This is a genomic window from Sphaerimonospora mesophila (genome assembly GCF_001417795.1).
Classification (GTDB): Bacteria; Actinomycetota; Actinomycetes; order Streptosporangiales; family Streptosporangiaceae; genus Sphaerimonospora; species Sphaerimonospora mesophila.
This window is the reverse complement of the sequence record NZ_BCBX01000034.1, coordinates 184,489-205,405: the sequence shown is the minus strand read 5'-3', so window position 1 is coordinate 205,405 and position 20,917 is coordinate 184,489. Positions and strand designations below refer to the sequence as shown.

Below are 20,917 nucleotides of genomic sequence, written 5' to 3'. Positions count from 1 at the left end.
CCCATCTCTAGTGCCGGAATTGGCGCAGGATCCGCCGCATTCCGGGGATTTTTCCGCACCCATTGACTGAATTGATCACATGTTTGTAGCCTCCCCTTGCTCGGAGTCTCTTGGTCACAGCTCCGCCGAACACCCGCTCGATATCCAGGCAAGTGATCGAATCGATTCGAAATGTCACCCCCTCGAGCTTGGAGGACCGAAATGTCGGATTTATCGCGCAGGCAAGTGCTGAAATTCGGTGCGGCCGGAGCCGGAGCCGCGCTGTTGCCGCTGCAGTGGACGGCGGCCGCGCGGGCCGCGTCGGTGGCGCCGGCGGAGGTAAGCGCCGCGAACGATCTGGCGCTGTGGTACGACGAGAGCGCCGGCACGGAGTGGCTGCGTGCGCTTCCGATCGGCAACGGCCGCCTGGGCGCCATGGTCTTCGGCAACGTCGACACCGAGCGGCTGCAGCTCAATGAGGACACCATCTGGGCCGGCGGGCCGTACGACCAGAGCAACTCGAGAGGCGCGGCCGCCCTGGGGCAGATCCGGCAGCTGGTCTTCCAGAACCAGTGGAGCCAGGCCCAGAGCCTGATCGACCAGAACATGCTGGGCAATCCCTCCGCACAGCTCGCGTACCAGACCGTCGGCGATCTACGGCTCGCCTTCGGCGGCAACGCCGGAGTCTCGGAGTACAACCGTTTCCTCGACCTGACCACCGCCACCACGACCGTGTCGTACCTGCAGAACGGCGTGCGATATCGGCGCGAGGTGCTCGCGAGCGCGCCCGACCAGGTGATCGTCATGCGCCTGACCGCCGACAGACCCGGCTCGATCACGTTCTCCGCGACGTTCGGCAGCCCCCAGCGGACGACGCGCTCCAGCCCGGACGGCGCGACGGTGGCACTCGACGGCGTCTCCGGCGACCAGCGGGGCCTGGCGGGCAAGGTCAGGTTCCTGGCGCTGGCCCGGGCCGTCGCCGAAGGCGGCAGCGTCAGCAGCTCGGGCGGCACACTGCAGGTGAGGGCCGCCGACAGCGTGACCGTACTGATCTCCATCGGCTCCAGCTACGTGAACTACCGGGATGTCGGCGGTGACTACCAGGGCATCGCGCGGCGGCACCTCGACGCCGCCGACGACCGGACCTACGATGACCTGCGCGCCCGGCACGTCGCCGACTACCAGCGGCTGTTCGGGCGCACGACGCTCGACCTCGGCCGCACCGCGGCGGCCGACCAGCCGACCGACGTCCGGATCGCGCAGCACGGCAACACCGACGACCCGCAGTTCTCCGCCCTGCTGTTCCAGTACGGCCGCTATCTGCTGATCTCGTCCTCGCGTCCGGGCACTCAACCGGCCAACCTGCAGGGCATCTGGAACGACTCGCTGACCCCCTCATGGGACTCGAAGTACACCCTCAACGCCAACCTGCCGATGAACTACTGGCCGGCCGACACGACGAACCTGTCGGAGTGCTACGAGCCGGTGTTCCGGATGATCGACGATCTCACGGTCACCGGTGCCCGCACGGCCCGGGCGCAGTACAACGCCGGCGGCTGGGTGACCCACCACAACACCGACGGGTGGCGTGGCTCGTCGGTCGTCGACGGGGCGTTCTGGGGCATGTGGCAGACCGGCGGCGCGTGGCTCGCCACCATGATCTGGGACCACTACCTCTTCACGGGCGACGTGGAGTTCCTCCGCCGGAACTACCCGGCGATGAAGGGCGCCGCGCAGTTCTTCCTGGACACCCTCGTGCGGGAGCCGAACCTGGGGTACCTGGTCACGAACCCGTCGAACTCCCCCGAACTGGCCCACCATTCGGGCGTCAGCGTGTGCGCCGGCCCGACCATGGACAACCAGATCCTGCGTGACCTGTTCGACGGCTGTGCCAAGGCCGGCCAGGTGCTCAACGTCGACGCCGACTTCCGGACCCGGGTCCTGGCCGCCAGGGACCGGCTCCCACCGATGAAGGTCGGCTCGCGCGGCAACATCCAGGAGTGGCTGTACGACTGGGTCGAGACCGAGCAGAACCACCGGCACATCTCGCACCTGTACGGCCTGCACCCCGGCAACCAGATCACCAAACGCGGCACCCCCGCCCTGTACAACGCCGCACGCCGGACGCTCGAGCTGCGCGGTGACGACGGGACGGGCTGGTCGCTCGCCTGGAAGATCAACTACTGGGCGCGGATGGAGGAGGGCAACCGGGCGCACACCCTGCTCCGCCTCCTGGTGACGACGGCCCGGCTCGCGCCGAACATGTTCGACCTGCACCCCCCGTTCCAGATCGACGGCAACTTCGGCGCCACGTCCGGCATCGCCGAAATGCTGCTGCAGAGCCACAACGGCGAGCTGCACGTGCTGCCCGCACTGCCGACCGCCTGGCCGAGCGGGAAGGTCCAGGGCCTCCGGGGACGCGGCGGCTACACCGTGGACGCGTCGTGGAGCTCCAACGGGGCCGTCGAGATCCTCATCAAGTTCGACCGCGACGGCACGGTGAACGTACGCAACCGGATCTTCACCGGGACCTATCAGGTGGTCGACACCGCGACCGGCGGTACCGTCGGCGTCACCGAACCCGAGGGCGACGTCATCGCGCTGACCGGCCAGGCCGGCCACACATACCGCATGACCGGATCCGCCGGGCCCGCGCCGTCGACCTACGTGCGGATCGCCAACGTCACCACCGGCCTGGTGCTGGACAGCGGCGGCAACGTCGGCTCCGGGTCGAACCTCAAGCAGTGGAACTGGGACGGCAGCCCCAACCTGCAGTGGCAGCTCGTGGACCTGGGCGGCGGGTGGTACCGCATCGTCAACCGCACCAACGGCATGGTCGCCGACAGCTGGGGCAACTCCGCCAACGGCGCCCCCGCCAGGCAGGCACCGTGGAACGGCGGCAACAACCAGCAGTGGCGCCTCAACGACGTCGGCAACGGCCGCTACCAGATCATCAACCGCGGGACCGGCACCGCCCTCGACGGCATGGGCAACCGCACCGTCGGCTCCACCGCGTCCATGTGGACGCCGAACGACAACACCAACAACCATTGGACCATCACGGGCGTGTGACGGCCGGGCGGCCCCGCCCCTCAGTCGGGATCACGACATGGTGGGGTAAGAGAAGGCCCCGGCGCACCGGAAAGGTGCACCTGATCCTGTGCGGATCCGATCCAGGCGATCGCATCCTCGCAGGTCAGGTGCACCTTCTTCATTTCACCGGTCTTGCCCGGCCGCCCGCAGGCGGAGCAGCGGAGGTCAGCGCTGCAGTGTCAGCAGACCCGGCCGGTAGGGCAGGAGGCCGTAGTCGCCGCCGGAGTTGGGGCTACGTCCCTGGTAGAGCAGCTGCAGGTTGCAGGGATCGACGGTCTTGGTCTGGTCGGGGTTGCTGCGGACCAGGTCGCCGTGGCTGATGTCGTTGGTCCAGGTGGCGCCGCTGTTGGCCTTGCCGGCGAAGGGATTGCTCTCGGTGGCGGCCTGCGGTGTCCACGTGCCGTCCAGGCTGGTGGCCGTGAACGAGCGGAAGTAGCGACCCTGCGAGCCGATCGCCTCGACGAGCATGAGGTATTTGTTCTGGCCCTGGAGCTTGTAGACCTCGACTCCTTCGAACAGGTTGTTCGTCGAGTCGCTCATGATCGTCGTGTAGTTCGAGCCGAAGCTGCCGGGGAAGTTCCCGATGGGCATGCTGGCCCGGTAGATCTTGCCGTTGTCACCGGCGAAGAACAGGTACATGTTGTTGCTGTCACCGATGAGCGTCTGGTCGATGGGTCCTGTTCCGGAGCCGGAGATGCTTCCGGTGAACAAGGTCTGCTGCGATGACCAGCCGTTCGGGTTGGCGGGGTCGGTGGAGGTCCGGTAGGAGAAGGCCGTCCCACCCCACTGGTAGGCCAGCACCCAGATGTTCTTCGGGGCGAAGTAGAAGAGCGTGGGCGCGACGGTGGAGAAGTTCATCGTGTTCTGGGGGGCCGAGGCCATGTCGGACCAGTTCGAGAAGAGGCCGAAGTTCATCGAACCCCAGCTCGAGCCATAGTCGTGCGTCGTCGCGTAGACGAGATGCTTGCCGTTGTAGACGACGTTGGTGAAGTCCTTGAGCGAGACCCACCCCGACTTCGGGTTCGCCAGCGGGCCCGTCGAGGTCCAGCGGTACGTCGACGGAAGAGCACACGTGCCGGTCGGCGTGGGCGTGGGCGTGGGCGTGGGGCCGGGGGTCGTGGTGCCGCCGCTCCAGGTCCACTTCTGGTTGTCGCCGTTCCAGCAGGAGTAGAGCTGGAGCTTGGTGCCGTTGGCGGTGCCGCCGCCGACCGCGTCGAGGCACTTGCCGGACTGTACGCCGACGATGGTGCCGTTGGAGTTGAGGCGCCACTTCTGGTTGTCGCCGCCCCAGCAGCTGTAGATCTGGATCACCGCGCCGTCACCGGTGCCGCCGGCGTCGAGGCATTTGTTGCCGTAGACCCGGAGCTCCTGGGCGGAGGTGTAGGTCCACTGCTGGTTGGTGCCGCCGTGGCAGTCCCACAGGTTCAGCTGGGTGCCGTCGGTGGTGCTGTAGTTGGGCACGTCCACGCAGCGGCCGGAGCCGACGCCCTTGATCAGCCCGGAACCGCCGCCGGGCGGGGTCGTGGGCGTGGGGGTGGGGGTGGGGGTAGGCCCGGGCGTGGCGGCGTTGAGTGCGTTGAGCACGGAGGTGTAGGCGGGCTTCTTGTTGCCGTTGCCGTCGAAGAGCAGCGGGGTCTGGCTGGAGCGCCAGGAGTCGCTGTCGCGGACGCCCCACACGGTGATGCCGACGCAGCGCGGCACGGCCAGGCAGTCGTTGACGATGTTGGCGTAGGTGGTGGGCGAGGCGCCCTCCACGTCCAGTTCGGTGATCGCGACGTCGACGCCGAGGGCGGCGAAGCTCTGCAGCGTGGTGCGGAAGTTGGGGTTGTAGGCGCTCTGGTTGTTGAAGTGGCCCTGGAAACCGACGCAGTCGATCGGCACGCCGCGCTGCTTGAAGTCGCGGACCATGTTGTAGACGCCCTGGGTCTTGGCCCAGGTCCAGTTGTCGATGTTGTAGTCGTTGTAGCAGAGCTTGGCGGCCGGGTCGGCGGCCCGCGCGGTGCGGAAGGCGACCTCGATCCAGTCGTTGCCGGTGCGCTGGAGGTTGGAGTCGCGGCGGCCGCCGGAGTTGCCGTCGGCGTAGGCCTCGTTGACGACGTCCCAGTAGGGGATCTTGCCCTTGTAGTGGGCCATGACCCCGTTGATGTGGTCGATCATGGCCTGGCGCAGCGCGCTGCCGGACAGCGACTGCATCCAGCCGGGCTGCTGGGAGTGCCAGGCCAGGGTGTGGCCGCGGACCTGCTTGCCGTTCTGCACGGCCCAGTTGTAGATCCGGTCGGCCTGGGTGAAGTTGAACTGCCCCCGGTTGGGCTCGGTGGCGTCGATCTTCATCTCGTTCTCGGCCGTGATCATGTTGAACTCACGGTTGGCGATCGAGGAGTAGGTCGAGTCACCGAGCCTGCCGGCGGCGATGGCCGTACCGAAGTACCGCCCGCTCTGCGCGGCGGCCGCGCCCAGCGTGCTCGCCGCGGCGTCGGCGGGAGCCGACACCGCCACCAGAGCCGTGGCAGCGCCGAGGATGCCGAGGGCGCCGGTGGCCAGAGCCCGGCGTAACCGGGTTCCAGGCGAGGGTAAGGCGTTGCCCATTTCTGAGCCTCCGTAACTGCATCACGAATAGAGGGGGAAGCGCGGGGACGTCCCCGCGGGCTCGACGCCGCGTCCCGCCGATTCGGGTGGACGCACACCACCAGGGCGTCGCAGACGCGCGGTCTCCCTGCCATCAGTCGGCTGTGGGGACCGCTTTGGAGACCAAGTGTGGAAACCCCACCGAAACTTGTCAAGAGCATAAGAGAAACTTTCGCCCCACCTCTTCTCCGGCATGCGAAGCTCCACCCGATGACACGGATTAATGTGGGTGGAAATTTTCGGCGTCCCGCAGTGCTGACGCCGGAAACGTCGGTGAAAGTTTCACCATCCGGTCCGCACCGGTCGGGTGCGCCGGCGCGAAGACTCCCAGGTGGGCCGGGATCAGGCCCCGCGCGGCCGGCGCGCGACACATCGGACCCTTGACATCTGCTCCGTCCCTCGTGTGTGCTCCACCCCACACCACCTCCACCCGTCCGATGGAGAAGGGACTCGACCGATCGATAGAATGTGAGCGCTAACATTCAGGGTGTACCACTAGAAATCCGTCATATCCGACCGAAACACCCTGCTATGGGTACTTATCCATGAGTGCTGAAATATCGCATTCTCAGCTATTAACTTAAGCACCGGCTCAGAAGCTCCGGGTCTACGGGTCTACGGGGCACATGCCCGGACTCGGGCGGCGCCGGCGACCACGCGGTGATCCGGCTCTACTCCTGCTGGGGCGGCGACGACCAGAGGTGAACCTGGAGCGGGCGCTCCTGACGTCGCACCACCGTTGGCGGAGATGGCCGGGAACCCCGGGGGCCCCGGCCATCGGTCCGTACGTCAATGGCGGCCGCACGTCGACGGACGTGGACGTCAGGATCCGCGTGGGGCGACCAGACCGGATTCGTAGGCGAAGACCACGAGCTGAGCGCGGTCGCGGGCGTGGAGCTTGGTCATGGCCCGGTTGATGTGGGTTTTCGCGGTCAGCGGGCTGATCACCATGCGGTCGGCGATCTGGTCGTTGGACAGGCCCCGCGCGACCAGGGCGACGGCCTCGCGTTCGCGGTTGGTCAGCTCTTTCACCCTCGTGTCGACCCCGGTGTGGAGCGGCTGGGTGACGTATCGGTCGATCAGTTTGCGGGTGATCGACGGTGCGAGCAGGGCGTCGCCGCGCGCGGCCACCCGTACGGCATGCAGGAAGTCTTCCGGCCTGATGTCCTTGACGAGGAATCCGGCCGCGCCGGCGCGCAGCGCGTTGAAGACGTATTCGTCCAGGCCGTAGTTGGTCAGGATGACGACGTGCACCCCGGCCAGGGCCGGGTCGGCGGCGATGCGCCGCGTCGCCTCGATGCCGTCGACGACCGGCATCTGGATGTCGATGAGCGCGATGTCGGGCAGGTGTTCTCTGGCCAGCGCCAGGCCCTCCATCCCGTCGCCCGCCTCGGCCACCACCTCGATGTCGTCTTCGAGGTCGAGGAGCGCGCGGAATCCGCTGCGCAGGAGCGGCTGGTCGTCGACCAGCAGAACACGGATCATGATGTTCCGTCCACGGGAATTTCGACCTGGACGGTGAATCCTCCCTCGTCGCGTGGCGCCGCCCGCAGCCTGCCGCCGAGAGCGGTGACCCGTTCGCGCATTCCGAGCAGCCCGACGCCGGGCACCGAGACGTCTGCCGGCGTGGCCTTGCCGTCGTCGTCGACGCGTATCGCGAGGGCGCCGGGACGGTAGCCGATGCGGACCGATGCCGTCGCGGCGGCGGCATGCCGGGTGATGTTGGTCAGCGACTCCTGGACGATCCGGTAGGCCGTCCGGTCCACCTCGGCGGGCAGGTCATATCGTCGTCCCTCGATCGTCAGTGTCGTGTCGAGGCCGGTCGTCCGGGTCCGGTCCACCAGTTCCGCGACGTGGTCGAGCCCGTGCGGGGGGCTCTCTCCGTCGTCGCGCAGCACCTCCAGGGTCGCGCGCAGTTCCCGGGCCGCCTCACGACCGGCCTCCCGGATCGCCAGCAGGGCCTGCGGCACCTGTTCCCCCCGTTTGCGCGCCACGTGGACGGCGACCTCGGCCTGCACCTGAATGATCGAGATCTGGTGGGTGAGCGAATCGTGCAGTTCGCGCGCGATGTGCAGTCGCTCCTCGTCGACGCGGCGCCGCGCGGTCTCCTCCCGGGTGCGCTCGGCCTCGTCCGCCCGCCGCTCGGCCTGCCGCAGCGCTTCACCCGCGGCGCCGGCCGCGATCAGCCAGGCCAGTTCGAGGGCGCCTCTGGCCCGCGCGAACACCTCGCCCGTGTCGTGCAGGCCCGAGGCCAGGGCCGCGAGAGGGAGAACGGCCAGCATGGCCACGCTCACCGCCACCGTGACGGTGCGCTGTCCCGCCCGCACCGCCGCGTACACCGCGAACAGGTACGCGACGGCGGGCACGTCGAAGCCGGCGGCCTGGTAGCCCAGCGCGCACAGCCCGGTCACGACCAGCACGGTGACCGGAGCCCGGCGGCGTGCGACGAGCGTCAGGCCGCCGACCGTCAGCAGCGCGTAGCCGAGCAGGGCGAGGTGCATGGCGGGGTGCCGCCCGGCCAGCCCGGTGACCAGCAGGGTCGCCGCCACGCCGACGGCGGTCGCCCAGTCGATGACAGCCGCCCGGACGCCGCACCGTCCTGTTCTCATGCGCCGCACCCTAGCCGGATGCGCGCGTGGGCGACTCCTGCGTACGGATGGTCGGCCGCTACCGCGTCCGCGGTACCTTCGCCACTCCCGTGGCGGCCTCGCCGGCCGGCTACCGCATCGGCGGCAGCCCGGATTGCCTGCGTCGGCCGGACGACCCGCGATGGTCCCGGCGGACATGATCTGGCGTGGCCCAGTCGTAGGAGAAGAAGGAGCACTCATGTCCGTCCGTCATCTGCTTCCCGTAGCCGCCCTCGCCCCGCTCGGGGCGCTGGTGCCTGCCGCACCGGCGGCCGCGCGCGTCTTGGCCCGGACCGCCGACGTCGATGCCTACGCATTGACCGCCGGGCGGGTGTGGTCCGTGGTGGCCGTGCTGCTGGGGCTGGTCGGCGTGGTCCTCGGCGGGCTGGCCCTGGCCCGCTCCACCGGTCGCATCGGCACCGGCAGCGGGAGAGGCGGAGCCGTCGCGGCCCTGGTCGCGGGGGCGGCCTGCGCGGTCATCGGCGGGCTGGTCGTGGCCGCTGCCGAGGGTGGCCCCGGCACCGGCTACGGAATAGTCGGCGGCTTCATCGCCCTGGCGGTGGGACTGATCGCCATGCTCCTCGGCGGGCTCACGCTGGCCCGCGCCCGCCGTACCGGCTGACCGCGGCGCGCACCCGTGCTCCGCCGCGAAGCACGGTGCCGCGCTGCGGGAGAATGCGGACATGGTTGAACAGAGCATCTGGATGCAGAAGGTCGCCGCCGACCCCGGTCACTCCACCTGGTACATCGAGCGCTTCCGTGCCATGGCCCGCGCCGGCGACGACCTCGCCGGGGAGGCCCGCCTCGTGGACGCCATGGTGCCGCGCGGCGCCCGCATCCTCGACGCCGGCTGCGGATCCGGCCGGGTCGGCGGCGCGCTGGCCGAGGCCGGTCACGACGTCGTCGGCGTCGACGTCGACCCGGCTCTGATCGAGGCCGCCGAGCAGGATCACCCGGGGCCGCGCTGGATGGTCGGCGACCTGGCCGAGCTCGACCTTGCCGCGCGGGGCGTCACCACGCCGTTCGACGCCATCGTCTGCGCCGGGAACGTGATGGCGTTCCTCGCCCCGAGCACCCGGCGCGAGGTGCTGAAACGGTTCCGGGCGCACCTCGCGCCGGGCGGCCGGGCCGCGATCGGCTTCGGCGCCGGCCGCGACTACGAGTTCTGCGATTTCTTCGCCGACGCGGCGGCCGCCGGACTCGAACCCGACCTGCTGCTGTCCACCTGGGACCTGCGTCCGTTCACGGACGACTCAAGCTTCCTGGTCGCCCTCCTCCGCCCCGCCTGACACGCGCGGCCCGGGTGAGAGCGGGCGGAGCGGCGTCAACGCAGGTGTCGGCTCGCAGGTCGTCGACCCGAGCGGCACGTCCGCGACGCGGGCGATCTCCCGGTGCGTCGTCGCCGCGACGCGGCTCGGCGATCACGTGAAGCGCGGCGTCGATCAGCTGGTCGCGCCGTCCGGGGCCGCCGTGAAACGGACTCCGTCCCTGACCAGGGTGGCGAAACGGGCGGCCACGCCACCCCAGGCGGCCCGCGCGAGCGGGTCGTCGGTCACGGCGGCGGCGTACAGCCCGTCGAGATCGAGGCCGCGCCGACGCGCGTGCTCGGCGTCCCACTGCCGGATGCGTTCGGGCCTCGCCTCGGGGTGGAACTGCACGCCCCAGGCGCGATCGCCCAGCCGGAATGCCTGGTAGGGGCAGCGTCCGGTCTCGGCCAGCCAGACCGCGCCCGGCGGCAGGGCCGTGATGGCGTCGACGTGGTTCTCGATCGCCGGGACCGCGGCGGGCAGCCCGCCGAAGACGGCGTCGCCCGCCGCCTCGGCCCGCACGGTGATGGACGTGCTGCCGTGCTCGGGCGCCCCGGCGTCGCCCTGGACCTTCCCGCCGCCGACCGAGGCCAGCATCTGCCCGCCGAGGCAGATGCCGAAGAACGGCACCGACCGGGCGAGGGCCTGCTCGACGAGGGCGCGGGCGGCCGGCAGCCAGGGCGCCCTGTCGTCGTCGTCCGGCAGGTAGCCGCCGCCGAGCACGATCAGGCCGTCGTGCTCCAGCCGTGACGGGAGGGCGGACCCGTCGAAGGCGGTGGCCACGTCGACGGCGACCCCGGCGGCGGCCAGCCATTCCCCGAATCGTCCAGGGCCTCCGCTCGCCTCGTTCTGTACGGCGAGCACACGCGGCATCTCCGGCATGAGGCCTGACTTTACCTCCCCCGCCGGCGTGCGCACCCGCGAAGTCCGCGGCCGCCGTACCATCCGGCGCCGGTACGATCGCCGGCGCGGCGAGCCTGACCGCCGGCTACCGGATCACAGCTGCTCGCCGAGCTTGAAACCGCGCTCGACGTCGCCCACCCGGGTGTAGGAGAAGCCGTCGGCGCCGACCGTCACGGCCATCTCGCTGGCCTGCGTGCGCTGCACGACCGGTACGGGGTCGCCGTCCAGGTCGAGCACCGCCGACGCCTCGGTGTACCAGCTCGGGACGACCTGGTTGCCCCACCAGTCACGGCGCTGGTTGTCGTGGACGTCCCACGTCACGAGCGGGTTGTCCGGGTCGCCGGTCCAGTAGTCCTGCGTGTAGATCTCCACGCGGTGACCGTCCGGGTCGAGGATGTAGAGGTAGAACGCGTTCGAGACGCCGTGCCGGCCCGGGCCGCGCTCGATCCGGTCGGAGATCCGCAGCGCGCCCATCTTGTCGCAGATCGCGATGATGTTGTGCTTCTCGTGGGTGGCGAAGGCGACGTGGTGCATGCGCGGGCCGTCGCCACCGGTCATCGCGGTGTCGTGGACGGTCGGTTTGCGGCGCATCCACGCGGCGTAGACGGTGCCCTCGCTGTCCTCGATGTCCTCCGTCACCCGGAAGCCGAGATCCACCATGTGCTTCGCCGCGCGCGGCACGTCCGGCGTGACCTGGTTGAAGTGGTCGAGGCGGACCAGCGCGCCCGGGATGTGCAGGTCGTAGCGCCAGGCGAGGCGCTCGACGTGCTCGACCTCGTAGAAGTACTCGATCGGGAACCCGAGCGGGTCCTGGACCCGGACCGCGTCGCCGATGCCCTTGACGAAGCCCTCCTTGCGGCGCTCCACCCGGCAGCCGAGCTCGGTGTAGAACGCGACCGCCCGGTCGAGCTCCTCGGGAGCGCGGACCCGGTAGGCGAACGCGGCGACGGCGGGCACCGGGCCCTGCCGCAGCACGAGGTTGTGGTGGATGAACTCCTCGAACGTCCGCAGGTAGATCTCGTTCTCGGTCTCCGCCGTGACGACGAGGCCGAGCAGGTCGACGTAGAACTCGCGTGACTTCTTCAGGTCGGTGACGACCAGTTCCATGTACGCGCACCGGACGATGTCGGGCGCCGGGGCCTTCGGGGTGGGGATGTCGGCGGTCATGGCGGTCTCCTCGCTCATTTCTGCGTCCTGAACGACGTGGCGGCCTCGGGTCCGCGGCCGAACCGGGGCGAGTGGGCCTCGTTCAGCGTGATGTGCACGGCCTGCTGGTCGGTGTAGAAGTCGATCGACCGGTAGCCGCCCTCGTGGCCGAGGCCGGAGGCCTTCACGCCGCCGAACGGGGTGCGCAGGTCGCGCACGTTGTTCGAGTTGAGCCAGACCATGCCGGCGTCGATGCTCTGGGCGAAGGTGTGGGCGCGCCGGAGGTCGTTCGTCCAGACGTACGCGGCGAGGCCGTACATGACGCCGTTGGCGAGCCGGAGCGCCTCCTCCTCACCGTCGAACGGGGTGATCGCGACGACCGGCCCGAAGATCTCCTCCTGGAAGATCCGGGCGTCCGGCTCGACGTCGGCGAAGACGGTGGGGGCGACGTAGTTGCCCTCGGCGAGTCCCTCCGGGCGGCCGCCGCCGGCGACGAGACGGGCCTCGCTCTTGCCGATCTCGATGTAGCTCATGACCTTGGCGTAGTGCTCGGGGTGCACGAGCGCGCCGACCTCGGTCGCGGGGTCGCGCGGGTCGCCCACCACGATGTTCTTCGCGCGCTCGGCGTAGCGCTCCACGAACTCGTCGTAGACGGACCGCTCGACGAGGACGCGGCTGCCCGCCGTGCAGCGCTCACCGTTGAGCGAGAACACCCCGAACACCGTCGCGTCCAGCGCCGCCTCCAGGTCGGCGTCGGCGAAGACGACGGCCGGCGACTTGCCGCCGAGCTCCATCGAGAGGCCCTTGAGGTGCGGCGCGGCGTTGGCAAAGATGATCTGCCCGGTACGGCTCTCGCCGGTGAACGAGATCAGCGGCACGTCGGGGTGCTTCACGAGCGCGTCGCCGGCGTCCTCGCCGAAGCCGTTGACCAGGTTGAAGACTCCGTCGGGCACGCCCGCCTCGCGGAAGATCTCCGCCCAGAGCGAGGCCGACAGGGGGGTGAACTCGGCGGGCTTGAGCACCACGGTGTTGCCGGTGGCCAGCGCCGGGGCGAGCTTCCACGACTCGAGCATGAACGGGGTGTTCCACGGCGTGATGAGGCCCGCGACGCCCTTGGGCTTGCGGTTCACATAGTTGACCTGACGGCCGGGCACCTTGTAGGCGTCGTCGCGCTGGGCGACGATCAGGTCGGCGAAGAACCGGAAGTTCTCGGCGGCGCGCTGGGCCTGGCCGAGCGCCTGCGTGATCGGCAGCCCGGTGTCCCACGTCTCCAGTTCGGCGAGCCGCTTGTCCTGCGCCTCGACCAGGTCGGCCACCCGGTGCAGCACCCGCGAGCGCTGGCGGGGCAGCAGCTTCGGCCACGGGCCGTCGAAGGCCCGCCGCGCCGCGGCCACCGCGAGGTCGACGTCCGCTTTCTTCCCGGCGGCGGCCTTGATGTAGACCTGGTCGGTGGCGGGGTTGAGCACGTCGAAAGTGTCGCCGTCGACGCTGTCGACGAACTCTCCGTCGATGAAGTGCCGGATTCGATCCGGCAACCCGTGCGGGGCGTTCTGGCTCAATGGTCGCTCCTGGCTGAGGTGGGTCGGTGTGGTCGGTGGTCAGCGGCCGGCCTGGTAGGCCAGCACCGCGTCGAGGGTGCCGAGCCGGTGGTCACGGGCCGCGAGTTCGATGGTCAGCGGCGTCTCTCCGGCTTCGATCAGCCGTAGCAGCGCCTCGTGCTCTTCGACGGACTCGTGTGCCCGGCCGGGCACGAAGCCGAAGACGGAGTCGCGGAGCAGGGCCAGCCGCTTCCACCCTCGCTGGACGAGGTCGGCGATGTGCGGGTTGGGACACTGCTCGAAGAGCACCGTGTGGAAGGCGAGGTTGAGCTCGGTGAACCGCTGCGGGTCGAAGTCCTTCAGCGACTCGGCCATCTGGTCGTTGATCGCCCGGGCCCGGGCGATGTGGTCGCCGGTGACGCGGGGCGCCGACAACGCGGTCGCGGCGCCCTCCACGAGGGCGAGCGTCTGCATCGTGTGCAGGTACTCCTGCTCCTGCATGAAGGCGACCTGGGCGCCGACGTGGCGCTCGAACGTCACCAGGCCCTCCGCCTCGAGCATGCGGATCGCCTCGCGCACCGGGACCGTGCTGACGCCGATCTCCCGCGCGATGGCATCGAGGACCAGGCGGTATCCGGGCGAGAACCGCCGGGTCTCGATCCGCTCTTTGATCCAGTCGTAGGCGAGCCGGGACTTGCTCCTGGTCTGGGTCACGACCGTTCCTCCCGCCAGGCCCGATAACGCCGGCGCCACTCGTCGCCGAGCGGGAAGAGGCCGTCGACGGGATGACCCTCCGCCACCCGCGCGGCGATCCAGGCGTCCTCGGCCTCCTGGTCCGCCGCTCCGGCGGCGACCTGCTCGACGAGCTTCCGCGGGATGACCACGACGCCGTCGTCGTCGCCGACCACGACGTCACCGGGCAGCACGGCGGTGCCGCCGCAGGTGATCGCGGTGTCGACCTCCCACGGGACGTGCCGCCTGCCGAGCACGGAGGGATGGGCGGCCCGGGCGTACGTCGGGAGGCCGATGCCCGCGACGGCGGCCGAGTCGCGTACGGCCCCGTCCGTGACGATCCCGGCGGCGCCCAGCGTCTTCGCGCGCAGCGCGAGGACGTCGCCGACGGTGCCGGCGGTCGCGTCGCCGCGTGCCTCGATCACCAGCACCTCGCCCTCGGCGAGGGAGTCGAAGGCCCGCTTCTGGGCGTTGTAGCCGCCGCCGTGCGAGGCGAACAGATCCGGCCGGTGCGCGATGAACCGCAGGGTCCGCGCGATCCCGATCATCTTCGTCCCGGGGACCAGCGGGCGGACGCCGTCGATCGAGGAATGCGGATGGCCCAGCTTGCGCAGCTGCGCGCTGATCGTCGCCACGGCGGCGGAGGAGAGCTTCTCGCGCAGCTCGTCGCTCAGGGTGAACGGCGTGGGCACGGTGACGCCCGCCGTCTCGGCGTCGCCCCACGCCTCGACGCGCTGCAGGTCGTCGACATGCGGCTTGGCGCCGTAGTCGGCGAACGGCGTCGTTCCCTCGACCACCCTGGTGACCAGGCGGCCGGTGCTGGGCGCGCCGGGGGCGGTCGGCGCGTCGACCTCGACCTCCACCACGTCGCCGGGGACCGCGACGGAGGAGCCGGCCGGGGTGCCGGTCAGGATGACGTCGCCGGGCTCAAGGGTGATCAGCTGCGACAGGTCGGCTACGAGCGTCCCGAACGGAAAGACCAGGTCGGCCGTCGTGTCGTCCTGCTTGAGCACGCCGTTGACCCAGGTGCGGACCCGCAGGGCGGCGGGGTCGACCGACGCGGCCGGGATCACCTCCGGGCCCAGCGGAGTGAAGCCGTCTCCCCCCTTGTTGCGGAGGTTCGAGCCCCTGTCGACATGGCGGAGGTCGTAGACGCCCCAGTCGTTGGCCGCGGTGATCCCCGAGATCGCCGCCCATCCCTCCGCTGGAGTGACCCGGCGCGCCCTGGTGCCCACGATCAGGGCGATCTCGCCCTCGTACGCCAGGAGCTCGGTGCCGGCCGGGCGCTCGATGACGTCGCCGCTCGCGGCCATCGACGAGGCCGGCTTGAGGAAGAACGACGGGTGCGCCGGGGTGCGCCCGCGCTGTGCGATGCGGGACGGGTAGTTCAGATGCAGGGCGATGATCTTGCCGGGCCGTCCGATCGCGCTCACGAGGTCTCCTTGGTGGACGAGGTCTCCTTGACGAACTCGGCGGCGAGCCGCTCGCTCCCGCGGGCGAGCAGCTGGACGTCGGCGCCGACGAGGATGAAGTCGGCGCCCGCCGCGAGGTAGCGCCGGGCGAGCGCCGGTGCGAAGGCGTTGAGGCCGGCCTTGCGGCCGGCCGCCGCCGCGGCCCGGAGGCAGTGCTCGACCGCGGCCACCACCTCGGGGTGGTCCTGCTCGCCGAGCACGCCCATCGAGGCCGCCAGATCGGACGGTCCGACGAAGATCCCGTCGACTCCGGGCGTGGAGACGATGGCCTCGACGTTCTCGACCGCCTCGGCCGACTCGATCTGGAGATAGAGCGAGATGGTCTCGCGGGCGGTGCGCAGGTAGTCGGGGACCCGGTTCCAGCGGGACGCGCGCGCCAGGGCGCTGCCCACGCCCCGGACGCCGCGCGGCGGATACTCGACGGCGCTCGCCATCGCCGCCGCCTGTTCCGCGGAGTGGACCATCGGGATCAGCAGGTTCTGCGCGCCCAGGTCGAGGTAGCGCTTGATGACGACGGGGTCGCCGACCGGCGGGCGTACCAGCGGAGTCACCGGATGGCCGTGGACGGCCTGCAGCTGGGCGAACAGGGACTCCAGACCGTTGGGGCTGTGCTCGGCGTCGATCAGCAGCCAGTCGAGCCCGCTGCCGGCGCAGATCTCGGCGACCAGCGGGCTGCCGCTGCAGACCCACATGCCGATCAGCGGCCGGCGGGCCGCGGCGAGGGCGTCGCGGAACGTCGGGTCTACTCGAAGCGACACGTGATCGCCCCCAGGTCGCCGTAGTCCGCGTGTACGGTGTCGCCGCGCTCCACCCACATCGGACGGGTGAAGGAACCGGAGAGGATGATCTCCCCGGCCGCGAGCGTGGTGCCGTGCTGGGCGAGCTTGTTGGCGAGCCAGGCCACGCCCGTGCCCGGGTGGTTGAGCACGCCGGCCGCGACCCCGGTCTCCTCGATGGTCTGGTTCCGGTAGAGCAGCGCGCTCACCCATCGCAGGTCCACCGCGTCGACGGCGACGGGGCGCCCGCCGACGACCATCGCGCCCATGGCCGCGTTGTCGCTGATCGTGTCGACGATGGTCCGGCCCCGCAGCTCGATGTGCGAGTTGAGGATCTCCAGTGCCGGGACGACGTACCTGGTGGCGTCGAGCACGTCGAACAGCGTGCAGGCCGGGCCGGCGAGCGGTTTGTCCAGCACGAAGGCCAGCTCGACCTCGACGCGCACGTTGGAGAAGTCGTCGTACGGAATCACGACGCCGTTCTCGAAGACCATGTCGTCGAAGATCACCCCGTAGTCGGGCTCGGTGATCCCGGTGGCGGCCTGCATCGCCTTCGAGGTCAGACCGATCTTGTGGCCGACGATCCGGTGGCCCGCCTCGACCCGGCGTTCCGCCCACAGCGCCTGGATCGCGTAGGAGTCCTCGATCTCCATCTCGGGGTGGCGGGCGCTCAGCAGCGGTACGACGCTCCGCTCGCGGTCGGCGGCGAGCAGTTCGTCGGCGATCCGCTCGATCTGTTCTTGCCGAAGCACTGGTTTCACTCTCCGTTACATCCTTCGACTACGGGACGACCATGAGGATCAGGAGGACCTTCAGCACCGCGATGGCCGCGCGACACGAATCATATACGATCTGGCATCAGGAACGATACATTAAACGTATTCAACATGCTCGATCGACCCGCACCCTCCTCGCGGCGGGGGCCGGACACGGGGTCCGCTATCGAACCTATTAAACATGTCTAATATGCACTATTGTTGCCCCTGCCGCGCCACGTGGTGGGTGGTGCCGCTGCATCGAACGGGAAGGTCAGGATGAATCTGAGTGCCGGCGAAGCACCCGGTGGCCGCTCCGCCATCGGGCTCGAGACGGGCGTGCCGGGGCTGCCCGCCGACCTCGACGGACTCGTCGTTCGTGAGCGGCTTCGATGACGGCGATGCGGCTCGACCAGCCGCTTGAGACCGGACCGGCAACGCGGACGCACCTGTCCCTGCGTGTCGCCACCCTGCACTGGGAGGCGGCGGGCATCGTGTCCGTCGTGCTCGCCTCGGCCGACCGGGCGCCGCTGCCGGCGTGGACGCCGGGCGCGCACGTCGACGTCGAGCTGGCGCCGGGGCTGGTCAGGCAGTACTCCCTCAGCGGCGATCCCGCCGACCGCTCGTCCTACCGGATCACCGTGGCCCTCGATCGCGGCGGCCGGGGCGGGTCGAGGCACGTGCACGAACGGCTCCGGGTGGGCGAGATCCTGCAGGTGAGCGAGCCGCGCAGCACGTTCCCCTACGTCGACGCCCCGTGCTACGTCTTCCTCGCCGGCGGCATCGGCATCACTCCGCTCCTGCCGATGATGCGGCGGGCCACCGCCGAGGGGCGGCCGTGGGAGCTGTATCTCGCCGTCCGTTCACGCGATGCCGTCCCGTTCCGTGACGAGCTCGGCGGCGCCGGCGACGGCCGCGGGGCCGTACACGTCTTCGCCTCGGACGAGGGACGGCGGCTCGACCTGCGCGACGCCGTCGCGCGGGCGCACCCGTCGGCGGCCGTCTACTGCTGCGGGCCGGAACGGATGCTCGTCGAGGTGGAGCGGCACGCCCGTGAGCTCGGACACGAGGTCAGGGTGGAGCGCTTCCAGGCCAAGCCGTTGAGCGAGCCGCTGCGCCAGGGTGCCTTCGTGGTGCGCTGCGCGCGCTCGCAGCGGTCGGTCACGGTCGAACCCGACCAGAGCGTTCTCGACGCCCTGGTGGGCGCCGGCGTCGGCGTCCCGTCTTCCTGCCGTGAAGGCGTCTGCGGCACCTGCGAGGTGGCCGTGCTCAGCGGCGCCGCCGACCACCGCGACTCGATCCTCACCGACGCGGAGAAGCAAGCGAACGAAACGATGATGGTCTGCGTCTCGCGGGCCCTGACAGAGGAGCTGGAACTCGATGTCTGACGCCACGACGACCCACGGCGCCGAAGCCGCACTCGACACGGGAACCGCCTACGGGCTGAAACTCGGCTCGCCGCTGAACGAGCTGGCGCTGATCGGCCCCGGCACGCCGTACGGGGAGGTGATGCGCCGCTACTGGCATCCGATCTCCAAGTCCGAGAAGGTCACCACCACCCCGCGCCGCGTCAAGGTCCTGGGCGAGGAGCTCATCCTCTTCCGCACCGGCCGCGGCCGGCCCGGCCTGCTGCATCCGCGATGCATCCACCGCGGCGCCTCGCTCTACTACGGAGGGGTGGAGGAGGACGGCATCCGCTGCTGCTACCACGGCTGGGTATTCGATCCGGCGGGCCACTGCCTGGAGCAGCCGTGCGAACCCGACCTCGGCCAGCATCGCGACAAGGTCCGGCAGCCCTGGTATCCGGTGCAGGAGCGCTACGGACTGGTGTGGGCCTACATGGGGCCCGCCGACAAGAAACCCGTCCTGCCCCGCTACGACGTCTTCGAGGACATCCCCGAGGGCGAGCACCTCATCGTCAACGACGCCGGCGTCGGCGGCGGCGGGCCGGAGGTGCTGGACTTCAACTGGATGCAGCACTGGGAGAACGTCATGGACCCCTTCCACGTGCCGATCCTGCACGCGCGGTTCAGCGGTGAGCAGTTCACCCCGGAGATGGCCGTGATCCCCGAGGTCACGTTCGAGTACACACCGGTCGGGGTCCGCTCGACGCAGATCAGGAAACTCGACGACGGCCAGGCGCTGCGCCGGCGGACCGAGGTGATGTTCCCCAACCTCCGGGTCGTGCCCAGTCCCCGGCTCACACCGGGCCAGACCAACCTGATCGGCTGGGTGGTGCCCGAGGACGACACCTCCTTCCGCATCTTCACCCTCGCGGTCCACGAGGACCCCGACTTCCTGGTCAAGCTGCGCTCCACCTTCGGCGGCAGGCCGTGGGCCGAGCTCGACGAGGAGGAGCACCGGCGGATGCCCGGTGACTACGAGGCGCAGAAGAGCCAGGGGCCGATCTCGCTGCACTCCGAGGATCACCTCACCACCACCGACCAGGGCGTGGCGATGCTCCGCCGGATGATGGCCAAGCAGGTCCGCGCCGTCGCCGCCGGGAACGACCCGGTCGGCGTGATCCGCGACCCCGCCGACGAGGTCGTCCACATCACCGGCGGCAACTTCTTCCTCACCCCCGAAGAGGCACTGGCGGAAGGACTCGTGGATGCCTAGCCCCGTCGCGCTGCTGGCCAAGTACACGCCGGCGGCCGTCACCTCCGGTACACCGCTGGCCGTGCTCGGCGTCGACGGCGTCGTCGTCCTCGACGGCGAGACGCGCGTCCCGGCCCGGCTCGAGCATCTCTCGGCACGGGGGAAGTGGGTGCGCGACCTGCGGGTGCCCGATGGCACCCGCGAGGCGGTCGCCCACCTGGCGCGGCGCTACGGCATCGTCTGGGCCTCCGAGTGGGGGCCGAACGCGCACCTCGCGCTGGCCGAGGTTCTCGGCCTCCCTGCCGATCCGTGGCCCTACCTGCCGTTGCAGTTCAACAAGCTCGCGGCGATCCGGCAGTACGCCGGGGACCGGCCCTGGGTGTGGATCGACGACCCGGTCGTCGACCTCGACCCGCTGCCCGACGATCCGGGCGGCGTCGTCGTCCGGGTCGATCCCGCCAAGGGACTGGTGGGACTCGACCTCTCCGCGATCGACGAGGCGGTCTTCGGCCCGGCGTCGTGACCGCGTCTCGCGTGCACGTCTCGTGAGCACGTCTCCTCACGCGTCGTGACCGCGTCTCCTCACGGAGCCGGGACGACGCGGAAATCGTCGTAGACGGTCTGGTGGCGTCGCACGGCGTCGGCGGCGGCGGCCCGGTCTCCCGCCACGATCGCGGCGATCAGGTCCTCGTGGATCTGGAGCCGGACCCGGGAGTTGGGCGGGATGCCGTCGTCCGCGACGTAGAAGTCGTCGTGCGACTCCACGTACGCCAGCAGGTTGAGATAGACCGTCTTCAGGACGGGGTTGGGCACGATCTCCGCGATCCTGCGGTGCAGCCGCCAGTTGTTGCGCAGGCCGGCGACCCGGTCACGCCAGGTCGCGCGGAGCTGTTCGAGCAGCCGGTCGAGGTCTTCCGCGTCGGCGGCGGAGCGATGCTCGGTGGCCGCCTGCACGACGGCGGGCTCCAGCGCGTCGATCACCCGGACGCAGTCGATCGCGGTGCTCGTCACGTCCTGCAGGTTCAGGAATCCGTTGCCGATCACGGCCTGCGCCGTCCGCTGGGCGACGAAGACCCCGCCCTGGGGACCGGTGCGGGTCGTGATCAGCCCCTTGGCCTCGAGGACGCGTACGACCTCGGCGATGGTGGTCGGCGCCACGCCGAACCTGCCGGCGAGCTCCGCACGGGTGCCGAGCCTGCTGCCGACCCGGAGCCGTCCCTCCGTGATGTCGTCTTCGATCTCCGACGCGACGGCGTCGACGGCTGAGCGCCGGCGGGCAACGGCTCGTGAAACAGACATGGTGCATCCAGTATCTCAGGCCGGTGGCGTCCGGGCGGCCGACGCGGAACCGGCCGGGGCCGCGGCC

Annotated in this window: 18 protein-coding genes; 7 read left to right on the top strand and 11 right to left on the bottom strand. The window is 70.2% G+C overall.

Features of this window, described 5'->3' with window-relative positions:
* Window positions 1-171: 171 nt before the first annotated feature.
* A complete protein-coding gene (locus AP234_RS13030) occupies window positions 172-3,051 on the top strand; it encodes a glycosyl hydrolase family 95 catalytic domain-containing protein (protein WP_431998510.1) in 2,880 nt (959 codons plus the stop codon).
* Window positions 3,052-3,237: 186 nt separating this feature from the next.
* On the opposite strand, the gene AP234_RS13025 is transcribed toward AP234_RS13030, so the two are convergent.
* The 3 genes from AP234_RS13025 to AP234_RS13015 all read right to left on the bottom strand — a co-directional run bounded on the left by AP234_RS13025 (window position 3,238) and on the right by AP234_RS13015 (window position 8,306).
* The gene (locus tag AP234_RS13025) at window positions 3,238-5,658 is read right to left on the bottom strand and encodes a non-reducing end alpha-L-arabinofuranosidase family hydrolase (protein ID WP_055479884.1); all 2,421 of its coding nucleotides are present in this window, start codon (window positions 5,656-5,658) and stop codon (window positions 3,238-3,240) included.
* A gap of 861 nt (window positions 5,659-6,519) precedes the next feature.
* Window positions 6,520-7,182 (bottom strand): response regulator, encoded by a 663-nt coding sequence (locus tag AP234_RS13020; RefSeq protein WP_055479883.1) that lies wholly within the window; start codon window positions 7,180-7,182, stop codon window positions 6,520-6,522.
* Entirely contained in the window at window positions 7,179-8,306 is a 1,128-nt protein-coding gene (locus AP234_RS13015) for a histidine kinase (RefSeq protein ID WP_055479882.1), read from the bottom strand. The genes AP234_RS13020 and AP234_RS13015 overlap by 4 nt, the downstream gene beginning before the upstream one ends.
* A 26-nt stretch (window positions 8,307-8,332) precedes the next feature.
* Between AP234_RS13015 and AP234_RS37220 the strand changes: the two genes are divergently transcribed.
* The 3 genes from AP234_RS37220 to AP234_RS13005 all read left to right on the top strand — a co-directional run bounded on the left by AP234_RS37220 (window position 8,333) and on the right by AP234_RS13005 (window position 9,613).
* Complete coding sequence (locus tag AP234_RS37220) at window positions 8,333-8,485, top strand: hypothetical protein (RefSeq protein ID WP_160330431.1); 153 nt, start codon at window positions 8,333-8,335, stop codon at window positions 8,483-8,485.
* A gap of 38 nt (window positions 8,486-8,523) precedes the next feature.
* Window positions 8,524-8,946 (top strand): DUF6223 family protein, encoded by a 423-nt coding sequence (locus AP234_RS13010; protein ID WP_055479881.1) that lies wholly within the window; start codon window positions 8,524-8,526, stop codon window positions 8,944-8,946.
* 61 nt (window positions 8,947-9,007) lie between these two features.
* Window positions 9,008-9,613: a class I SAM-dependent methyltransferase gene (locus AP234_RS13005; protein WP_055479880.1), complete on the top strand. Its 606-nt coding sequence runs from the start codon at window positions 9,008-9,010 to the stop codon at window positions 9,611-9,613.
* Window positions 9,614-9,766: 153 nt separating this feature from the next.
* Here the strand turns inward: AP234_RS13005 and AP234_RS13000 are convergent, their stop codons facing one another.
* The 7 genes from AP234_RS13000 to hpaH all read right to left on the bottom strand — a co-directional run bounded on the left by AP234_RS13000 (window position 9,767) and on the right by hpaH (window position 16,950).
* Window positions 9,767-10,513, bottom strand: coding sequence for a type 1 glutamine amidotransferase (locus AP234_RS13000; RefSeq protein ID WP_152990390.1), 747 nt, complete (start codon window positions 10,511-10,513; stop codon window positions 9,767-9,769).
* A 114-nt stretch (window positions 10,514-10,627) separates the two neighbouring features.
* The gene (gene hpaD / locus AP234_RS12995; RefSeq protein ID WP_055479879.1) at window positions 10,628-11,719 is read right to left on the bottom strand and encodes a 3,4-dihydroxyphenylacetate 2,3-dioxygenase; all 1,092 of its coding nucleotides are present in this window, start codon (window positions 11,717-11,719) and stop codon (window positions 10,628-10,630) included.
* On the bottom strand, window positions 11,716-13,239 hold the full coding sequence (gene hpaE / locus AP234_RS12990; RefSeq protein ID WP_055479878.1) for a 5-carboxymethyl-2-hydroxymuconate semialdehyde dehydrogenase: 1,524 nt from the start codon (window positions 13,237-13,239) through the stop codon (window positions 11,716-11,718). Before hpaE ends, hpaD begins: the two co-directional genes overlap by 4 nt.
* A gap of 39 nt (window positions 13,240-13,278) precedes the next feature.
* A complete protein-coding gene (locus AP234_RS12985) occupies window positions 13,279-13,932 on the bottom strand; it encodes a GntR family transcriptional regulator (protein WP_200926497.1) in 654 nt (217 codons plus the stop codon).
* Window positions 13,929-15,383, bottom strand: a complete 1,455-nt coding sequence (locus AP234_RS12980; RefSeq protein ID WP_055479877.1) for a fumarylacetoacetate hydrolase family protein — start codon at window positions 15,381-15,383, stop codon at window positions 13,929-13,931. Before AP234_RS12980 ends, AP234_RS12985 begins: the two co-directional genes overlap by 4 nt.
* Window positions 15,380-16,180, bottom strand: a complete 801-nt coding sequence (locus AP234_RS12975) for an aldolase/citrate lyase family protein (protein WP_200926496.1) — start codon at window positions 16,178-16,180, stop codon at window positions 15,380-15,382. Before AP234_RS12975 ends, AP234_RS12980 begins: the two co-directional genes overlap by 4 nt.
* Window positions 16,165-16,950, bottom strand: a complete 786-nt coding sequence (gene hpaH, locus AP234_RS12970; RefSeq protein WP_055479876.1) for a 2-oxo-hept-4-ene-1,7-dioate hydratase — start codon at window positions 16,948-16,950, stop codon at window positions 16,165-16,167. The genes AP234_RS12975 and hpaH overlap by 16 nt, the downstream gene beginning before the upstream one ends.
* A gap of 395 nt (window positions 16,951-17,345) precedes the next feature.
* On the opposite strand from hpaH, the gene AP234_RS12965 reads away from it, so the two are divergent.
* From AP234_RS12965 to AP234_RS12955, 3 genes are read left to right on the top strand one after another with little or no spacing between them, the layout of a single operon-like run.
* Window positions 17,346-18,341: a 2Fe-2S iron-sulfur cluster-binding protein gene (locus AP234_RS12965; RefSeq protein WP_055479875.1), complete on the top strand. Its 996-nt coding sequence runs from the start codon at window positions 17,346-17,348 to the stop codon at window positions 18,339-18,341.
* On the top strand, window positions 18,334-19,572 hold the full coding sequence (locus AP234_RS12960; RefSeq protein ID WP_055479874.1) for a Rieske 2Fe-2S domain-containing protein: 1,239 nt from the start codon (window positions 18,334-18,336) through the stop codon (window positions 19,570-19,572). Before AP234_RS12965 ends, AP234_RS12960 begins: the two co-directional genes overlap by 8 nt.
* Complete coding sequence (locus AP234_RS12955; RefSeq protein ID WP_055479873.1) at window positions 19,565-20,074, top strand: hypothetical protein; 510 nt, start codon at window positions 19,565-19,567, stop codon at window positions 20,072-20,074. Before AP234_RS12960 ends, AP234_RS12955 begins: the two co-directional genes overlap by 8 nt.
* Window positions 20,075-20,133: 59 nt before the next feature.
* Here the strand turns inward: AP234_RS12955 and AP234_RS12950 are convergent, their stop codons facing one another.
* Window positions 20,134-20,850 (bottom strand): FCD domain-containing protein, encoded by a 717-nt coding sequence (locus tag AP234_RS12950; RefSeq protein ID WP_055479872.1) that lies wholly within the window; start codon window positions 20,848-20,850, stop codon window positions 20,134-20,136.
* Between the last annotated feature and the right edge of the window lie 67 nt (window positions 20,851-20,917).